Raw genomic sequence first — 17,905 nt, 5'->3', positions numbered from 1 at the left:
CCGCTTGCAAGGAGACCCGTCATGGACCTGCTGATCTACTGCGCCAATTTTCTCTACCTGGCCGCCTACTTCGTACGCGACATGTTGTTGCTGCGGGTGTTCTCGCTGCTGGCGGTGCTGTGCCTGATCGGCTACTTCGCTTCACGCAACGAACTGCTGGTCACCGTCATCGGCTGGAACCTGGTGTTCGCGCTCGTGAACATCGTGCATGTCACGCGACTTTCGTGGCAGCGCTTGAATGAAGTGCGCGGCGCCAGAGCCTCGGTCGAGACCCGCTGACACCCACGCCACCTTCCGGTAACCGAGCGGTAACAAAACCCAACGCTGCGGAAATCCTTCGGTTACGCGCAAGCCTCAACCTGGTTGCACAGCCGGTCGACTCACCGCCCGGCCCCTAACAACGGAGAAATGCAATGCACATGCAAGCCCAAGCAGCACAACCTTCATTCACGATCGACGATGAGGCCCGCTACGCGCGCTGCATCGAAGTATCCAAGCGCGTCCGCTGGGACATCGACCGCGATGTTATTGCCGGCCGCGAGTTCGACTTCAGCAAGAGCTTCCTGCCGACCGGCCTGTCGCAGGTCGACCGCCTGACCTTCCTCGACGCCGACGAGCAGCGTTTGCTGAGCCAGGTACAGGGTCGCACCTACGCCAATATCTTCGGCCTGGTCGAGCGCTTCATCAACGCCAAGATCCTGGAAGTCAGCCAGGACCACATCCTGGGCGACCAGGTGGCGCTCGAAGCGCTGGTGCGCTTCAGCGACGAAGAGCTCAAGCACCAGGAACTGTTCCGTCGCATCGACGCCATGATCGGCGCCGGCATGCCCGACGGCTACGAGCTGGCCGCCCGGCCCAACGACGTCGCCCGTGCCGTGCTGTCGAAGTCGACCTGGTCGGTGCTGGCGCTGACCTGCCTGATCGAGCTGTTCACCCAGGCTCACTACAAGCAGAGCATCGAGCCGCAGGACAACCTGTCGGATCTGTTCAAGGACGTGTTCCTGTTCCACTGGCGGGAAGAATCGCAGCACGCCATCCTCGATGAACTCGAGTGGCGCCGCGAGCATGCCTCGCTCGATGCCCAGCAGCGCGACAGCGCAGTCGACGACCTGATCGAACTGGTTGCCGCCGTCGACGGCATCATCGGCGCGCAGGCCCAGGCCGACGCCAGGTACTTCGCCGCCATTATTGCGCGCAATCTTTCGCCCGAAGAGCGGGCCGGCGTGCATGCGGGGCTGCTCAAGGCCTATCGCTGGCAGTACATCGGCTCGGGCGTCGAAGAGCCGCGCTTCGCGGCGATCCTTGCAGAGCTCACCACCCCCGAACAGCAGGCGCGTATTGGTCAGGCGCTTGCCCCGATTCTTTCCTGAACTGACCTTGACTCAAACCGGAGAAAAAGAAATGGAAGCACAACAAGCCAACACGCCGATCATGATCAACGGCATCGACGCCACGGCGCTGAGCGAAACCCGCGAAGTGATCCGTGAAAAGCCGGAAGTCGGCAAGCTGCAGTTCCTGGCCAGCAACAAGTGGATCAGCGGTGGTGAAAACCACACCCGCATCGATGAGCACTTCGCGGCCACCGAAATGCACAAGCGTTCCAAGCCCTTCACCGTCCGCCTGGATGAGCCCGAAGTGCTGCTCGGAACCGACCACGGCCCCAACCCGATGGAAACCGTGCTGGCCGGACTGGCCGGTTGCCTGACCACGACGTTGATCTACCACGCCGCGCTTCAGGGCGTGACGATCCGTGCGATCGAGTCGAGCTACGAAGGCGACGCCAGCCTCGAGGGTTTCCTCGGCCTGTCGAAGACCGTGCGCAATGGCTTTTCAGGCATTCGCGTGAAGATGAAGGTCGAAGCCGACGCCAGCGACGAGAAGATCAACGAGTTGATCGAGCTGGCCCAACAGCACTCGGGCGTATTCGACACCATCAGCAACCCGGTTCCGGTCGCCATCGAACGGGCCTGAACCGCAACCCGACCCCGTCCGCGCCCGCGCGGGCGGGGCCTTGACCAACCGCTGCAGGAGAATCGAGATGTTCATCGATGACAATGCCCAAAACAGCAAACGCCGCATCCTCGCACTGCTCGTCATCTTCGCCGTCTACGGCGCCCTCCTGCTGCTCGCCTGACTCCGCGCGCTCAGCCGGAGGCGTCGGGAAACCACTCCGGATTGGGGTAGAAGTCGGGGATCTCGGCGGCGGGCATCGGACGGGCCAGCAGGAAACCCTGCACCACGTCGCAGCCACGCTGGCGTAGCAGCTCCAGCTGCTCGGGCGCTTCCACGCCTTCGGCGATGACGCGCATGCCGACCGAATGGGCCATGGCGATGATGGCCGAGCTCAGGGCCAGGTCGTCGGGGTCGGTGAGAATGTCCGCGATGAAGCTGCGGTCGATCTTGACGCCGGATACCCGCAGTTGCCGCAGATGGTTGAGGCCGGAAAAGCCGGTGCCGAAGTCGTCGAGCCAGATATTGATCTCGCGCGCCCGCAGCGACAGCAGGATTTCGGAGGCAAGGGCGCGGTCGTGCAGCAGGGTCGATTCGGTCAACTCCAGGCTGATGCTGTTGGCCGGCAGGTCGTTTCGTTCAAGGGCGGCGTCGATCTGTTCGACCAGGTCGCGGCGCAGCAGTTGGCGACCGGAGATATTGATGCCCACCCGCAAATTCGGCCGGCTCCGCTGCCAGGTGGCAGCATCGGCGCAGGCCCGATCAATTACCCAGCGCCCGAGCTCGTCGATCAGCGTGCTCGATTCGGCCACCGCGATAAAGCGCTCGGGATCGATTTCGCCCAGATCCGGATGGTGCCAGCGCAGCAGGGCTTCGGCGCCGGTCACCCGGCCGGTGGCAAGTTCGACCAGGGGTTGGTAGTACAGCTCGATCTGGTCGAGCGCCAGCGATTCGCGCAGGGCCTGTTCCAACTGCAGATTTTCCTCGGCGGTCATCGTCAGGTGGTCGCGGTAGAAGAACAGGCCGTTCTTGCCCTCGAGTTTGGCCTGGTACATGGCCAGGTCGCCGCACTTGAGCAGTTTCCTGGCTGAGCGGGCGTCATCGGGCAAAATCGATACGCCGATGCTGGCGCTCAGGAACAGCTGGCGCCCATCGACGGTGAACGGCTCGTTCAGACCCGACAGGATGCTGCGCGCCAACCGGGTGCAGCGCTGCCTGATGTCGGCGCCGCTCAACAGGGCCACGAACTCGTCGCCGCCGAGTCGGGCGATGATCGGCTGCTGATTCTCCGATTCGCCGGCGAAGTCGCTCGCCTGGTGCTGGAGTCGTTCGGAGAATTCGGCCAGCACCTCGTCGCCGGTATCGTGGCCCAGTGTGTCGTTGATGCGCTTGAAATCGTCGAGGTCGATGAACAGCAGACCGAGGCCGTCTGGCTCGTGTTCCTGCTCAGTCACGGCCTGGTCGAGCAGCTCGCGGAACATCAGCCGATTGGGCAGGCTGGTCAGGGGGTCCTGGTAGGCCAGGCGGCGAATCTCGCGGTCGTGGTCGCGCAAGGCCACGGCCATGCGATTGAACGACTGCACCAGCTTGCCGAGTTCGTCGCCGCGGTCGATCGGGATCTCCACCTGGTCGAACTGGCCGTGCTCGAGTCGGTCGGCCGAGGTGGCCAGCGCGCGAATCGGTCGCAGCAGTTGGCGTGCGATCAGCCAGCCGGCTATTGCGGCGCCGAGCAGCAGCAGGGTGAAGGCGGCCAGCAGCCAGCGGATCTGGGAATCGAAGCGGCCGCGCAGCTGCGTTTCGAGTTCGGCCTGCTCTTCGGCCACGAGCCGGTCGGCAGCCGCGCGCGAGAGTCCGATACGAACACCGCCCAGGGGAACGCTGCCGAGCATGAGCGTGCGGCTGACATCAAGCCGATCATCGCCCCAGTACGCCTGCACCTCGCCGGGTGTGCCGGTTGCGGCGATGACCTGCTCGGCCAGCGCATCGTCCATGCGCTCACCGAAGCGCTCGAGCACGCGCGTGCCGTCATGGATCAGCCGGCCCTCCAGGTCGTAGACGATGACGTACTCGACATCGGGCCGCGCCAGCACCGGCGAGAGCGAATCGCTCAGGCCGGAAAAATCGTAGTAATAGACCAGGTTGGGCAGCACTTCGGCGAGATGTTCCAGCGTGACCTCACCGCGCAGGCGCAGGTCGGCCAACGCGTTGTCGAGGATCGCCTCGCTGCTTTGCGCCACCAGCGCCTCGTTGTTGCGCGTGCCCGTCACCCAGAGCAAGGCCAGCGCGCCCAGCAGGATGGCCGAAGCGACCAGCACGGCGACGGCCAGCTTGGTCCGCAGACTCAGCGCCGGCAGCTTCATTGCAGCTCCCGGCGCACGCGTTTGACCAGCGGCCCGAGCGTCTCGAGCTGGCGCTCGACCGCCGGCGTGACCGGCGTGAAGCGGTCGGTGCGAAAGAAATTGCCCAGTGCCTCTTCGGCCTCCGGGTCCTCGCCGGCTGCCAGCAGCAGTTCCAGCAGGCGCTCACGGATGGGTTGGGGCAGGTCCTGGCGCACCAGTTCCAGCGCACGCGGGTAATCCAGGCTACGGTCGATGATGTGCAAGTCCGACGCATAGTCGGGCACCGGCGCTACCAGGTCGGCGTGATCCTGGTTGCTGATGGCGGCCACGTCGACCAGGCGCTGGTGCACCCAGGCCACCGAATTGGCCTCGTCACCGGTAAAGGCATAGCCGACCAGGTCGGCCGGCGGCCGGTCGAGCGGCGAGAGCAGGCCCGCCAGCGACAGGTCGCGGTCGAGCAGTTCGCCGGCCGGCACCAGGTAGGCGCTGGTCGAGTTCGGGTGCTGAAAGCCGATGGTCCGGCCCTGGAGTTGATCGAGCGAGGTGATGCCGCTGTCGCGCCGGGCGACGAACACGCTGTAGTACTGCTGCTCGCCGCCGCGCCAACTCAGCGCCACCGGCTCGGCCCGGCCGAGCTCGATCAGGCCCAGCGCGGCGCCGGCCGTTTCGGTGACCCAGTCGACCTGGCCCTGGCGCAGGTAGCTGGCCATGGCCGCGGTATCCGGGGCCATCAGCACGCGGCCCTCGCGAATACCGAGATCGGCCATGTGCTCGACCATGTAATCCAGCAGCGGCTTGAGCCGGTCGTAGTGGGCGGCCGGATTGTCGCTGACACGCCCGAGCACCAGCACGTCGGGCGCCGCGCGCAACGAGCCCGCTCCCGGCAAGAGCAGGGCGAACAGACAAATGCTGAACAGGAAACGGGCCGTCGGCATGTTGCGAGAAATACCTTTGACAGCGGGACTGGGCTGCGGCAGTCGTCGAAGAATCAGGCCCGCTACCTCAACATCCGGGCCGCCCCGAAACAGTAGCGAGTGCCACACACCGGGAAAGTCCCGGCTGCGGCGATTATAGCGTCACAGCCCTAGCGGATGTACGGCCTCCGGGCTTCAGGCTAGAATCACGCCGTCAAGGGAGTTTTGCCGATGAAAATGATTTTCCGACAATTCTTTGAGAAAGAAAGCTCCACTTACACCTACCTGCTGGGCGATGTTTCGAGCAGGGAGGCCATACTCATCGATGGCGTCAGGGAAACCATGGAGCGGGACCTGCAGTTCATCAGGGAACTTGGACTGGAACTCAAGTATCTGGTGGAAACCCATATCCATGCCGACCATATCACCAGCAGTGGATTGATCCGGGAAAAGACCGGCGCGAAAATCGTAATCGGCAGCGGAAGCGCCCTGGAAACGGCTGATCGTCTTCTCGAAGATGGCGAGGAGATCGCCTTTGGCGAGCAAACACTCAAGGCGATTGCAACGCCCGGCCACACCGACGGTTGTACCAGCTATTACTGTCCCCCTTACGTTTTTACCGGCGACGCCCTCCTGATTCGGGGCTGCGGCCGTGTGGATTTTCAGCAGGGCAGCAGCCAGAAACTGTTCCACTCCGTGCGCGAGAAGCTCTTCAAGCTCCCCGATGAAACGCTGATCTGTCCCTGTCATGACTACAAGGGCCGGACCCGCTCGAGTATCGGAGAGGAAAAGCAGCACAACCCCCGCTTGGGCCTCGACAAGAGCTTCGAAGAGTTCGACGAAATCATGAAGAATCTGAACCTGCCCCGGCCGAAAAAGATTGACGAGGCCGTGCCCGCCAATATGCAAAGCGGTTTGCACGACTGACTCCATTCCTGCGCCACCTTTAGCCCCACCCACCGCCCGCTTGGGGTAGGATTGCCCGCTTTGCGGTCCCTCGCGACCGCTCGTGCACCCTGGAGAACCCCAACATGAGATACACGCCCATCGCCCTGGCCGCCGCGTTTGCGCTTGCCGGCACCGCTGTTGCCAAGGAAGGCATGTGGACGCCCGACCAGTTGCCGCTGATCGCCGAGGACCTGCGCGCGACCGGCCTGGAACTCGACCCCGAAAGCCTGACCGAGCTGACCGACTTCCCCATGGGCGCGGTGATCTCGCTTGGCGGCTGCACGGCCAGCTTCGTCTCGCCCAAGGGCCTGGTGGTCACCAACCACCACTGCGCCCGCGGCTCGATCCAGTACAACTCGACGGCCGAAGACAACTACCTGGAAGAAGGTTTCTTGGCTGAAAACCCGGACGCCGAACTGCCGGCTGCCCCGGGCACCCGCGTGTACGTCACCGTCGCGGTCGAAAACGTCACCGAGCGCGTACGCGAAGGCATCAGCGCCGAGATGGACGGCCAGGCCGTCCACGACATCATCGATACGCGCCGCAAGGAAATCATCGCCGAGTGCGAACAGCAGCAAGGCCATCGCTGCCAGGTGGCTGGCTTCCACGGCGGGCTCGAGTACAAGCTGATCGATCGCCTGGAAATCCAGGACGTGCGCCTGGCCTATGCCCCGGCCGACAACATCGGCCGCTACGGTGGCGATATCGACAACTGGATGTGGCCGCGCCACACCGGCGATTTCGCTTTCTACCGCGCCTACGTCGGCCCCGACGGCCAACCCGCGGAACATTCCGAAGACAACGTGCCGTTCGAGCCCGAACACTTCCTCAAAGTCTCCGCCGCCGGCCTCGACGACGGTGATTTCGTGATGGCCGCCGGCTACCCCGGCTCCACCCGGCGCTACACGCGCCTGCCGGAAGTGACCAACACCTTCGAATGGCGCTACCCGAAGTTCATCGACATGCTCGAGGGCTGGATTGCGACCATCGAGGGAGCCGCCCCGGAAGGCTCGGACGCGCGCATCAAGTACGAAGCCCGGCTGGCCGGCCTGAACAACTTCTACAAGAACCTCGGCGGGCAGATCGAAGGCGCGCGCAGGGTCGGCCTGGTCGAGCGCCGCCGCGAGCGCGAGGCAGCGCTCAACAACTGGATCGAAACCGAAGCGTCCGACCGGGGCTACGCCGAAACACTGGAGAAACTCGACGCCCTGAGCGAAGAGTCGGCCCAGTCCGCGCGCGACGACTGGTACTACAACAACGCCACTAGATCGAGCTTGCTCTCGGCCGCACAGCGCCTGTACCGCCTGTCAAAAGAGCGCCAGAAACCCGACGCCGAACGCGAATCGGGCTACCAGGAACGCGACATGGCTTTCTTCCGGCAGGGCATGCAGGCGATCGAACGCCGCTACGACCCGGCCGTCGACAAGGCCGTGTGGCTGCATTTCCTCGAGCAGTACATGAACGCGCCCGAAACGGCGCGCGTGGCCGCCCTGGACGAGGTCCTTGACCTGCCCGAGACCTGGGATGAGACGCAGGTCGCCGAAACCCTCGACCGCCTCTACACCGAAACCGAACTGGGCAACGTCGAGCAGCGCCTGGCCCTGATGGAGGCCGACACCGAAGCCCTCGACAACAGCGACGACCCCTTCATCCAGCTCGCCGCCGCGCTCTACGACCACGAGATGGCGCAAGAGGCTGAGTCCGAAGACCGCGCCGGGCGCATGCAGATCCTGCGTCCCGACTACATGGAAGCAATTATCAATTGGCAGGAATCTCAGGGCTACGCCGCCTACCCGGATGCCAATTCCACCCTGCGCGTCACCTACGGCACCGTGCTGGGCGGCTCGCCCAAAGACGGCCTGGTCTACCAGCCCTTCACCACCCTGGAAGGCATTCTGGAAAAGAACACCGGCGAGGCCCCCTTCAACGCCCCCGAACGCCAGCTCGAACTGATCCGCCAGGGCGACTACGGCCCCTACGAACTGGAAAGCATCGGTTCAGTCCCGGTCAACTTCCTCTCCGACCTGGACTCGACCGGCGGCAACTCCGGCTCGGCCACCCTCAACGCCCACGGCGAACTGGTCGGCCTTCTGTTCGACGGCACCATCGAGTCGGTCAACTCCGACTGGGACTTCGACCCCCGCACCACCCGCACCATCCACGTCGACACCCGCTACATGCTGTGGGTGATGGACAAAGTCGACGGTGCCGATGCCCTGATCGAGGAAATGGAGATCGTGGAATAACAGCCCGCCTGCGTACGATGAAGCGTTCACCAGGCAGCCGTTCTCTCCCCCTGAGTCGTCCCGGCCTTGAGCCGGGTCGGCGAGCATACGTTCCGAACCTACCGCCTGCCCGCTGCAGCCTCAGGCATCGGCGTCCAGATACGCCGTGAACTCGATCCGCTGGTCCTTCTCAGGCCCGCAGTACATCGTCCCCTGGATTTCCGCCCGGAACGTATCCTTCTCCTCATCGAAGATCTCCACCGTGGACGGCTGCGGATCCTGCTTCGTGACGTCGAAACAGCGCATGCCGTCGGCCAGTTCGAGCGAGAACGAGACCGTCGGCTCGTCGCCGTAGCGCATGATCGTGGCGCGGATGCTGTGATCGGCCGAGCCCGTGAGATCCTCGTTCATCGCCCCGCCAGCCACCGTCGTGTTCGAGGCGACGCTCACCACGCTCATGATCGATCCGCTGACCTCGCCGTTCAGGTCGCCCGAATACTCGACCCGCCACTTCGACCCGTCCCCGCCGCCGGAGGACGATGAACCGCCCGAGTCACTACCCGACCCGCAGGCTGCAAGCGTCAATACGACCAGAAACAAAAATACCCAGCGCAGATTCATAACGTGACTCCCCGAGATGGATGAACCATCCACCGACAATACCCGCGCCCGGGCGCCACCGCAATCAAGCAATACCCCCAGCCCGGTCAGGTAGGTCGGGGCAACGTCCCCGACGGACAACCGATCAAGCAAGAACACCCATTGATCCGGCCAACGCGGGCGGGGATACTGCCCACATGAGCCGAGACGACCATAAAATCCCACCCGCAGAATGGCCCGAACTGGCCGAATTCAAACAACAATTCCGCCAATTCGTCGCCGACCGCGACTGGGCCCAGTTCCACTCTCCCAAGAACCTCGCGATGGCACTGGCAGGGGAGGTCGGTGAACTCCTGGAACTCTTCCAGTGGCTCACCCAGGAAGAAAGCCGCAACCTGCCCAACGACGCCAAACAAGCCGTCGCCCACGAAATCGCCGACATCCAGATCTACCTGGCCGCCATATCTGATCGCCTGGGCATCGACATCGGCCCGGCGGTGGCCGAGAAGATGAAGCTCAATGCCGAGAAGTATCCGGCAGATCTGGCGCGGGGGACGGCGCTGAAATACAGCAAGCTGAAATCGCCCTGAATCAGAGGACCTGGCAAGCCTTCACTCCTCATCTGCCGGACGCCCAGCCATGTCATGCAGAAAGGCAATGGCGCTTCGCATCGCGCCGCCGCGGATGAGAAACGAAGTGATGTGCCCGCGCAGGCGCATCCGGTAGAGTTCGGCGTGCACGCCGTGTTCGAGCAGTGCCTCGTACAACACCCGGGCATGTTCGTAGGGCACCGTTTGATCCAGCGTGCCGTGGAAGAGGAAAAACGGCGGTGCATCGTCATGCACGTGCGTGATCGGAGAGGCCGCCCGGTAGGCTTCTGGCGCTTCTTCCTGCCTGGCACCCATGAGCTGCCGGAGCAGCTTGCCGCCGGAGAACAGGCCAAAATCCGACGGAATGCCGCCGACCACTACCGCAAAAAAGCCTTCGTCCTCCGGCCCGTATTCGGCATTGAGCGACGAGTCCGTGCCGGCGACCAGCCCGGCCAGCGCCACCAGATGCGCTCCGGACGAAAACCCCAGCCCGGCAATCCGGTCGGCATCGATCCGCAGCCGCGAGGCCTCGTCCCGCATCCAGCGATGCGCGATCTGCACGTCGTGAAGCTGGGCCGGAAAACGATACTCGGGTGCGAAGCGATAGTCGATATTGACCGCCACGAAACCACGATCGGCCAGCTGGCGGGAGATGCGCGTCATATCATCCCGGCTGCGCCGCTCCCAGCCGCCGCCGTGGACCACCAACACCGCCGGCCAGGCCGCCGGATTGCCATCGGGACTATTGCCGTCCGGAATATAGACATCGGCATACAGCGCCTGCGGCCAGTCCGGCGGCGAAAAACGCTGATCGGCCAGCACCACATGACCCTTCTGAGGCAACGAGATGTCACGCCCAGGGTCGTTGAGATGACGTGCACAGCCGACCAGCACCAGGCAAGCCAGCAGCACTACCGAAAAGGCAATCGAGTTGGTCATGCGCGACATCATGACCTCACCCGAGTGACGGTGCCATCAAAGGGTTCGACTGAGAATGTCCAGAATTCGAACTGAACCGGCAAGTGGGCTGCTAGCTTGTTGGCGACGGTTCAACCATGGATACTGACCGCATGGACGATGGAGACTGCCCCTTCTGCGAGCCGCATCCTGACCAGGTGTTCCACGAGGACGAGCTCGTGCTCGCCCTTTGGGATCGCTATCCCGTCAGCCCCGGTCACGCACTGCTGATCCCGCGCCACCACGTCTCCGGCTGGTTCGAGGCCGACCCGGTAACTCAGCTAGCTTTGATCAGCGCACTGCCAATGGCTCGCGAAGTCATCGAAAAGAAGCACAGTCCCGATGGATTCAATATTGGCGCAAACGTTGGCCAGGCGGCCGGCCAGACGGTCTTTCATTTGCACGTACATCTGATTCCGCGTTACAACGGGGACCAGGAGGACCCGCGAGGCGGGGTGCGCAATGTGATTCCTGGGCAAGCGAAATATTGGGAGAGGAGCTGATGTTGGTGGAACTGCCTAATGGCGCTGACTGATCTTACCGAACGCCTTTACGACTTGAGGCGAGATCGCAGCAGTGGCTACGAGAAGCCCTACAAGCCGGCTCTACTGCTGAGCCTTATCGATCTGGTCGAGAAGGGTGAGTTCTCCGGCAATCGGATCTTGCTGACCGATGAACTAATTGGTCGCTATCGCGATTATATTCAGGTAGTTGGCGGACCCGAGGACACGGCACGTATCCAGTATCCCTTCTGGCACCTGTGCGGGGATGGCATCTGGACCATCCTCGATTCCAACAGCCAGCCTCTATACCGCCCTGGTGAAAACGCAAACAAGGCGCCATCTGTTACGGGATTGCGAGCTTCGATGAGCCATGCCGAACTCGACGAAGAACTGTTCAATTACCTCCAGCGGTCGGTCGAACGAGCTGTGCTGCGCAATGCCATCATTAGTCGCTACTTCCCAAGTCAACGCAGCCTGATCGAGGTCATGAGCAGTGAGTTTCTTCATCGTCAACCTCGCGCAGCGGAAGCGCCGGCAAGATACGAGTCGGATCCCGCTCGCAGCCAGGCATTCGCAAAAACCATCAAGCAGGTTTACGATTTCCGCTGCGCCGCCTGCGGTATTCGGGTGCGCTTTCGGGACTTGGCTTTAGTAGATGCCTGCCATCTGATCCCATTTTCTGAGTCTTACAATGACCACCCGACCAACGGCATCGCCCTGTGCAAGAATCATCACTGGGCCATGGATCGCCACCTGATTGCACCAACACTCTTGGAATCAGATCTCGTCTGGCACTCGTCACCGCTTCTGGACGATCGAATTGACGGGCAAAGACCGCTGGTTCAACTTCAGGGTAAAAAGCTGTTATTGCCAAGGGAGAAGAAGTTTTATCCCTCCTCAGAGGCCATTGCCTGGCGAGCCGAACGCTTGGCATCTGCGTAACAAACCTCAGAAGTCCTCCCCCAGTGCTAATAGAGCCCCTTCCCTCGAACTTTTCGCGCTGACGCAGTACCCATTAATCGGTAGCGAAAGATAGAAATGACTCTGGCGACTCTGATCAAGCGGACAAAGGTAAACGTTTACCTAGGCGCGCGTTGACGCTAACCTGGAATTAGGAAAAATCGGGGACTATGGTGCACAGTGTCGAAACCGAGAGCCTGACGCCAAGTGGCAGCATGCGCCGCTGGCCTTATGGTGCCACAATCGGGGATTTCCTTGATGCTGACCCCGATGCGATTATTGGCGCGCTTGTCAATGGCGCCGACTTTCCTGTCGAGACGAGCCAGCGCAACGCGTGGCAGCAGCAGATTGTCATACTTAAGGACGTCCTGACCGACTGTGGAGGACGAGGAGCCGTCTACTTCGAGTACGCTATCCCTCGGTTGGGAAAGCGCGTCGACACTGTCTTGATCCTTAACCATGTTTTGTTTGTGCTCGAATTCAAGGTCGGCGAGCAGCAGCACAAATCAAGTGCGCGTGATCAGACATGGGACTATGCGCTGGACCTAAAGAACTTCCATGAGCCCAGTCACACCATTCCCATTGCCCCAGTACTGGTGGCCACAGAAGCCAACCCGGCGGCCTTTGTTGTCGAAACCACTCAGCACGCTGATCAGTTGCTGATGCCGCTTCCAGCGGGGCGTGCCAACCTGCGCCATGTCATTGACGCGTGCCTCGATTTCCTCGAGGGGCCACCCATCGACGTCAACGCCTGGCAACGAGGGCGATATCAGCCTACTCCTACTATCGTTGAAGCTGCGAAGGCATTGTACGCTGGGCATGATGTAGAGGATATATCGCGCAGCGATGCAGGAGCCGAGAACCTGGGCGTTACATCGCGACGTGTCGCCGAAATAATTCGGACGGCTCGAAGCCGGCAGCAAAAGTCCATCTGCTTCGTTACCGGCGTGCCGGGTGCGGGCAAGACCCTTGTGGGTCTGGATATTGCCACCAAGCACATAAACAAGAACGATGACCTTTACAGCGTATTTCTATCGGGGAACGGCCCGCTGGTCGCCGTGCTGCGTGAGGCCCTGGCACGCGATGAAGTAGCTCGAGAAGCTCAACGGGGAGAAAAGCTCAAGCTGGGTGAGGCGCGCAGCAAGGTGAAGATGTTTATACAGAATGTCCACCACTTCCGAGATGACTGTCTGGCTGACCTAGACCAGGCACCTATCGAGCATGTGGCCTTGTTCGATGAAGCACAGCGAGCCTGGGATCTCCAGCAGACCGCAAATTTCATGCAGCGCAGAAAAGCGGTTCCGGGCTTCGATCAGTCCGAGCCGGAATTTCTAATCTCATGTCTGGATCGCCACGAGGACTGGGGAGTGGTGGTCTGTCTGGTTGGCAGCGGTCAGGAGATTAACACTGGTGAGGCTGGTATCAGTGAGTGGCTCTCCGCCATTCAACGACGTTTTCCGGATTGGAATGTGCACCTCTCACCAAGGCTCACGGAGATTGAGTACCATGCGCAACCCTCACTTGAAGCACTCTCCACTCGTGCTCATGTGCACTACGATGACTCGCTGCACTTGGCAACGTCCGTGCGATCATTTCGTTCGGAATACGTATCGACATTCGTGAACCAGTTTCTGGCACTGGAACTAGAGGGCGCCGAGGCCACCCTTCAGAAACTCCTGCCCACCTACCCGATTCGCCTGACAAGAGATCTATCACACGCTAAGCAGTGGCTCCGTCGATGCGCTCGTGGCAGTGAGCGTTACGGAATGATCGTCTCGTCGCAGGCGCAGAGACTGAAGCCACACGCGATCGATGTGCGTGTAAAGGTAAATCCGGTGCACTGGTTCTTGAATGACAAAGACGATACTCGCTCATCCTACTTCTTGGAAGACGTGGCAACAGAGTTCCAGATTCAAGGCCTTGAGCTCGACTGGTCTTGTGTCGTCTGGGATGGCGACCTACGCTTGGCTGATGGTGTTTGGGACTTTCATGGCTTTGTTGGCAAGCGCTGGCAGCGAATACTGAAGGAGGAGCGTCGGCGATACCTACTCAATGCCTACAGAGTTCTACTCACTCGTGCGAGGCAGGGCCTAGTGATTGTAGTGCCTGAAGGTGACGATACCGATCCCAGTAGAAATAGCGCTCACTACGATCCGGTGTTCCGCCAACTGGACGAGCTTGGTATTCCAACACTGTAAGCACCCGAGGCCTTACGCGTTGAATAGAATGAGCTTGCTTGCCAGACGCTGGGATTCTTTCATGCCCTGGAGCGAGGTATTCAGACTATAGCCTCTTGGTTCCAGCATGGAGATCGGGCGGGTCGTCGGATTGCGTCACCGCATGTAGGACCAGTAGGTTGCTGGCAATCCCATCCGATGGAGGCTGCTCCGGGATAGTCCTGTATGGTGCGGCGTAAACGCCGGCCCAGACAAACAGTGGGCTTCCGGATATGGCGAAGCATGTTCCGCCCCGGTTCGGTCCCCGGTAGCGGCCGTTGACAATTTCGATCTGGTCGGCGTCCCAGTGCAGTGACTCAAGTGACCGGAAGTCCTTTGTGTAGCTCGGACGTGTCCGGGGCTGGTACTTCAACTCCACGATTCCGATGACTTCCCGGGTGTTGCAGATCAGAATGTCAGGGTGCAGTCGATTTTCGCCGCCGTTGACCGACACCATTGGTTCGATGAAAAGCTGCCGTCTCGCACCCCACTCTCCAAAGGCATTCATAAGCCGTGCGGCCAAGTGCACTTGAAGCGCTCGCTCACTATTGATGGCCTGATCGAGGTACGGACCCGACATCGTGTCGCGCCAAGCTTCTTTGAGCTGTCGCCTGAGACGACCACGGTTGTTCTGCTGTTTCATTGCAGCGTGCTGTAGATTCGGATGTTCATTTCCCAGCCGGCGTCGCGGCAATTCCGGTGGACAGGTACTTCTCATAGAGGTCGCAGTGCCGCTTCATTTCAGCTTCGGCCGTCGGGGCCTGCAGGCTTTCGTGGGCCCGGCGCCAGTCAGCACAGTTTTTGGCCAGCCACTTTCCCTGGCTGGTATTGGCACGTTGCTCGCGGAGCGCAAGGTGCTTGCGTTCGGCTTCTCTTCGGTTGCGCTCTGTTGTGGCCCGGAGTTGCGCAGCGCTCGCTTGGACTGATTTTTCTAGGTCGGCCATCATTTCTTTCATCGCCTGATTGGCGCGGTACTCGTGGTACTTCTGGATGCCCCATTCGATGAAGAACACCGAGCAAATGAAGACAACTGCAAAGGCGGCCAGGCGAATTCTGGGGTCTAGCTCTTCTCGCGGCGACTGCCGGGAGTCGAAAAGCGGATCGTGGTCGGCTTGCTTGGATTCGTCCGAATCGGAAAAGTACGGTTCATGTTTCGAGTCTTGATCCCTCATAGCCCCCTCCGAGCTTTTTCGGTCAACGCCAGTTGGAGTATAGTCAATTCGGAAAGCCCATGGCCAAGCTAAAACTTGACCTCCACGACATCTACAACCGCGGCAATGCCATCGACCAGGAGCTTGAGCGCGTGATCCACGAGGCGGTGGACAAGCGCATCCGGGAGGTCGAGATCATTCCGGGCCGGGGCTCGGGGCAGCTCAAGAAGCGGGTCCTAAAGTTAGGAGCCTGCATTACTCACCTGCCACCTACTGCGCCGGCCCAATCGCACGCCCTGAGCGCATTTCACTCGGTCGGAGTGCTCGACGTAGTGGCAACTACGCCTGCGCGCTCCTCGGTCGCGAAATCCACTCATGGCGCACCCTTGAACCGGCTCGCTACGGAGGCAGGCGAGCAATGCAGGCTCAAGCGCGCCCGGACATCAAGCAGCTCTATCACCGCGTGGACAAGGACTCGAAGAATCCGGGGCGCTTGTTCGTGTATTTCCGGTTCTGACTGACGGCCGTCGGGGCCGCTCTTGCGGGCGGTGATCACTCGTTGACGTACAGATTTCTGTACATTAAAATCCCGACATGTCTACTATCAGCTACACCGATCTGCGTCGCCGTCTGGCCAGCGCCATGGACCAGGTCAACGAAGACCACGCGCCCCTGTACATCACCCGCCAGAAGGGCAAGGGAGCTGTCATGCTTTCGGCCGATGACTACGCCTCGATCGAAGAAACGCTGTACCTCATGTCCAGTCCGCGCAATGCCGCGCGGTTGACCGAAGCGATCGAGGGTTTGCGGCGTGGTGAAGGTGAAACGCGTGAACTGATCGAGTGACGATCTGTTTTCATGCGAATGCCTGGGCCGATTACCTCTACTGGCAGAAGGCCGACCCGAAAAAGCTCAAGCGCATCAACGAACTGATCCGCGCCATCCAGCGCGACCCCTTCCAGGGTATTGGCAAACCGGAACCCTTGAGAGGAAACTGGTCGGGCTTCTGGTCCCGCCGGATCGATCGTGTGCACCGGCTGGTCTATGCGGTTGAAGACGCCAAGCTGCTGATCGCCCAGTGCCGGTTTCACTATTGAAGGCCGGTGGTAGGCTTGCAGCATGAGCGACATACACACCATCGACACGCACTATCTTGACCGCCCGGAAGTGGCCGCCGCCTACCTGATCGTGGAAGGCGATCGCGCGGCCTTTGTCGACAACAACACCAACGCGGCGGTGCCGCGGCTGCTGGCCGTGCTCGAGGACCAGGGGCTGGCGCCTGAGCAGGTGGACTACCTGATCATCACGCATGTGCATCTCGACCATGCCGGCGGGACGTCGGCGCTGGCGAAGGCCTGCCCGAACGCCACCGTCGTGGCTCACCCGCGGGCGGCACCGCACGTGATCGATCCGACCAAGCTGGTTGCCAGCGCTTCGGCGGTCTACGGTGAAGACGAGTTCGCACGGCTTTACGGCACCATTGAGCCGGTGGCCGAGGATCGCGTGCAGGTCATGGAAGACGAACAGACCCTGCAGTTCGGCAAGCGCGAGCTGCGTTTTCTGCACACCCGCGGTCACGCCAATCATCATTTCTGCATTGCCGACAGCGCCTCGGGCGCGATCTTTTCCGGCGATGCCTTCGGGCTGGTCTATCCGGCCCTGCAGGGCGAGGGGACCTTCGCCATGCCGTCGACCAGTCCGACGGATTTCGAACCCGAGCTGGCGCGCGAGTCGATCCGCCGGCTGGTCGATGAGCAACCGAGCTGCATCTACCTGACGCACTTCGGAGCGGTAACCGATATCGAGGAAGCGGCCGGCCAGCTCACGCGCCACCTGGACTTCGCCGAGCGCCTGCGTGACGACGCCGAGGCCAGCGACCTGGCCGACGAGGCGCTGGAAGCGTATTGCCGTCCCCGCCTGTACGACTACGTCGCCGGCCTGCTCGACGGCCGCGGCAACCTCGGCCGCAACGACAGCGTCTGGTCACACCTCAAGCTCGACCTCGACATCAACGCCCAGGGCATCGCCTTTGCCGCCAACAAGCGCCGGCGCAAGGCGCGGGCGGCCGGCGGCTAAGCGCCGACCGGCCGAAAAGTCAGCCCTTTTTCAGCTCGTCCCGGATCTCGCGCAGCACCAGCAACTCCTCGTTGATCGCCAGGGGTGTTGCCGGCTTCTCTTCTTCCTTGCGCTTGAGGCTGTTGATGACCTTGACCGCCACGAAGATGGCCAGGGCCACGATCAGGAAGTCGATCAGGGTCTGGATGAAGGCGCCGTAGGCTATGGTGACCGCTTCGGCTTCTTCGGTCGCCTGCTTCAGGACGATGGCCAGGTTGGAGAAATCGACTCCGCCGATGGCCATGCCCACGGGCGGCATGATGATGTCGTTGACCAGCGATTGCACGACGCGGCCGAATGCGATGCCGATGATGATGCCCACGGCCATGTCGACCACGTTGCCCTTGACGGCAAACTCCTTGAATTCCTTGACTGCTCCCATGGCAAACCTCTCCCTGTCTGATGGAAGGCGCAGCGGCCTCCGTGCTCGAAGTATA

At 61.6% G+C, this 17,905-nt stretch carries 20 protein-coding genes; 13 read left to right on the top strand and 7 right to left on the bottom strand.

The window, feature by feature from the left end:
* Positions 1-21: 21 nt before the first annotated feature.
* The 3 genes from G4Y73_RS09080 (at position 22) to G4Y73_RS09070 (ending at position 1,971) form a co-directional block, all read left to right on the top strand.
* Positions 22-279: a hypothetical protein gene (locus G4Y73_RS09080; RefSeq protein WP_164231320.1), complete on the top strand. Its 258-nt coding sequence runs from the start codon at positions 22-24 to the stop codon at positions 277-279.
* 134 nt (positions 280-413) lie between these two features.
* Positions 414-1,370 (top strand): hypothetical protein, encoded by a 957-nt coding sequence (locus tag G4Y73_RS09075; protein ID WP_205596580.1) that lies wholly within the window; start codon positions 414-416, stop codon positions 1,368-1,370.
* Between the two features lie 31 nt (positions 1,371-1,401).
* Positions 1,402-1,971 carry an OsmC family protein gene (locus G4Y73_RS09070; protein ID WP_205596579.1) on the top strand — a complete coding sequence of 190 codons (570 nt, stop codon included), beginning with the start codon at positions 1,402-1,404 and terminating at the stop codon, positions 1,969-1,971.
* Positions 1,972-2,144: 173 nt separating this feature from the next.
* On the opposite strand, the gene G4Y73_RS09065 is transcribed toward G4Y73_RS09070, so the two are convergent.
* Positions 2,145-4,310 (bottom strand): GGDEF domain-containing phosphodiesterase, encoded by a 2,166-nt coding sequence (locus tag G4Y73_RS09065; RefSeq protein ID WP_164231319.1) that lies wholly within the window; start codon positions 4,308-4,310, stop codon positions 2,145-2,147.
* On the bottom strand, positions 4,307-5,224 hold the full coding sequence (locus G4Y73_RS09060; protein WP_164231318.1) for a phosphate/phosphite/phosphonate ABC transporter substrate-binding protein: 918 nt from the start codon (positions 5,222-5,224) through the stop codon (positions 4,307-4,309). Before G4Y73_RS09060 ends, G4Y73_RS09065 begins: the two co-directional genes overlap by 4 nt.
* Before the next feature lie 210 nt (positions 5,225-5,434).
* Here G4Y73_RS09060 and G4Y73_RS09055 point away from each other — a divergent pair, with 210 nt between their 5' ends.
* A complete protein-coding gene (locus G4Y73_RS09055) occupies positions 5,435-6,130 on the top strand; it encodes an MBL fold metallo-hydrolase (protein WP_240451266.1) in 696 nt (231 codons plus the stop codon).
* A 104-nt stretch (positions 6,131-6,234) separates the two neighbouring features.
* Positions 6,235-8,397: a S46 family peptidase gene (locus G4Y73_RS09050; RefSeq protein WP_164231317.1), complete on the top strand. Its 2,163-nt coding sequence runs from the start codon at positions 6,235-6,237 to the stop codon at positions 8,395-8,397.
* 120 nt (positions 8,398-8,517) lie between these two features.
* Here G4Y73_RS09050 and G4Y73_RS09045 read toward each other — a convergent pair whose 3' ends face one another.
* Positions 8,518-8,997, bottom strand: a complete 480-nt coding sequence (locus tag G4Y73_RS09045) for a hypothetical protein (protein WP_164231316.1) — start codon at positions 8,995-8,997, stop codon at positions 8,518-8,520.
* A 176-nt stretch (positions 8,998-9,173) separates the two neighbouring features.
* On the opposite strand from G4Y73_RS09045, the gene G4Y73_RS09040 reads away from it, so the two are divergent.
* Positions 9,174-9,566, top strand: a complete 393-nt coding sequence (locus G4Y73_RS09040) for a nucleotide pyrophosphohydrolase (protein WP_164231315.1) — start codon at positions 9,174-9,176, stop codon at positions 9,564-9,566.
* Positions 9,567-9,587: 21 nt separating this feature from the next.
* On the opposite strand, the gene G4Y73_RS09035 is transcribed toward G4Y73_RS09040, so the two are convergent.
* Positions 9,588-10,505, bottom strand: a complete 918-nt coding sequence (locus G4Y73_RS09035) for an alpha/beta hydrolase (protein WP_164231314.1) — start codon at positions 10,503-10,505, stop codon at positions 9,588-9,590.
* A gap of 116 nt (positions 10,506-10,621) precedes the next feature.
* On the opposite strand from G4Y73_RS09035, the gene G4Y73_RS09030 reads away from it, so the two are divergent.
* From G4Y73_RS09030 to G4Y73_RS09020, 3 genes are all read left to right on the top strand, one after another.
* Positions 10,622-11,026 carry an HIT family protein gene (locus G4Y73_RS09030; protein WP_240451265.1) on the top strand — a complete coding sequence of 135 codons (405 nt, stop codon included), beginning with the start codon at positions 10,622-10,624 and terminating at the stop codon, positions 11,024-11,026.
* Between the two features lie 18 nt (positions 11,027-11,044).
* On the top strand, positions 11,045-11,968 hold the full coding sequence (locus tag G4Y73_RS09025; RefSeq protein WP_164231313.1) for an HNH endonuclease: 924 nt from the start codon (positions 11,045-11,047) through the stop codon (positions 11,966-11,968).
* 188 nt (positions 11,969-12,156) lie between these two features.
* Entirely contained in the window at positions 12,157-14,184 is a 2,028-nt protein-coding gene (locus G4Y73_RS09020) for a DUF2075 domain-containing protein (RefSeq protein WP_205596578.1), read from the top strand.
* A gap of 85 nt (positions 14,185-14,269) precedes the next feature.
* Here G4Y73_RS09020 and G4Y73_RS09015 read toward each other — a convergent pair whose 3' ends face one another.
* Positions 14,270-14,845, bottom strand: a complete 576-nt coding sequence (locus G4Y73_RS09015; RefSeq protein ID WP_164231312.1) for a hypothetical protein — start codon at positions 14,843-14,845, stop codon at positions 14,270-14,272.
* Between the two features lie 25 nt (positions 14,846-14,870).
* Complete coding sequence (locus tag G4Y73_RS09010; RefSeq protein WP_164231311.1) at positions 14,871-15,374, bottom strand: hypothetical protein; 504 nt, start codon at positions 15,372-15,374, stop codon at positions 14,871-14,873.
* A 59-nt stretch (positions 15,375-15,433) separates the two neighbouring features.
* Between G4Y73_RS09010 and G4Y73_RS14070 the strand changes: the two genes are divergently transcribed.
* From G4Y73_RS14070 to G4Y73_RS08990, 4 genes are all read left to right on the top strand, one after another.
* Positions 15,434-15,874: a Smr/MutS family protein gene (locus G4Y73_RS14070; RefSeq protein ID WP_164231310.1), complete on the top strand. Its 441-nt coding sequence runs from the start codon at positions 15,434-15,436 to the stop codon at positions 15,872-15,874.
* 73 nt (positions 15,875-15,947) lie between these two features.
* On the top strand, positions 15,948-16,199 hold the full coding sequence (locus G4Y73_RS09000; protein WP_164231309.1) for a type II toxin-antitoxin system prevent-host-death family antitoxin: 252 nt from the start codon (positions 15,948-15,950) through the stop codon (positions 16,197-16,199).
* A complete protein-coding gene (locus G4Y73_RS08995) occupies positions 16,196-16,450 on the top strand; it encodes a Txe/YoeB family addiction module toxin (RefSeq protein WP_164231308.1) in 255 nt (84 codons plus the stop codon). Before G4Y73_RS09000 ends, G4Y73_RS08995 begins: the two co-directional genes overlap by 4 nt.
* 22 nt (positions 16,451-16,472) lie before the next feature.
* Positions 16,473-17,429, top strand: coding sequence for an MBL fold metallo-hydrolase (locus G4Y73_RS08990; protein ID WP_164231307.1), 957 nt, complete (start codon positions 16,473-16,475; stop codon positions 17,427-17,429).
* Positions 17,430-17,448: 19 nt separating this feature from the next.
* Here G4Y73_RS08990 and mscL read toward each other — a convergent pair whose 3' ends face one another.
* A complete protein-coding gene (gene mscL / locus G4Y73_RS08985; RefSeq protein ID WP_164231306.1) occupies positions 17,449-17,850 on the bottom strand; it encodes a large-conductance mechanosensitive channel protein MscL in 402 nt (133 codons plus the stop codon).
* Between the last annotated feature and the right edge of the window lie 55 nt (positions 17,851-17,905).

This window comes from Wenzhouxiangella sp. XN201, assembly GCF_011008905.1.
In the GTDB taxonomy this organism is placed as follows: domain Bacteria; phylum Pseudomonadota; class Gammaproteobacteria; order Xanthomonadales; family Wenzhouxiangellaceae; genus Wenzhouxiangella.
This window is presented reverse-complemented; position numbering and strand designations above follow the sequence as displayed.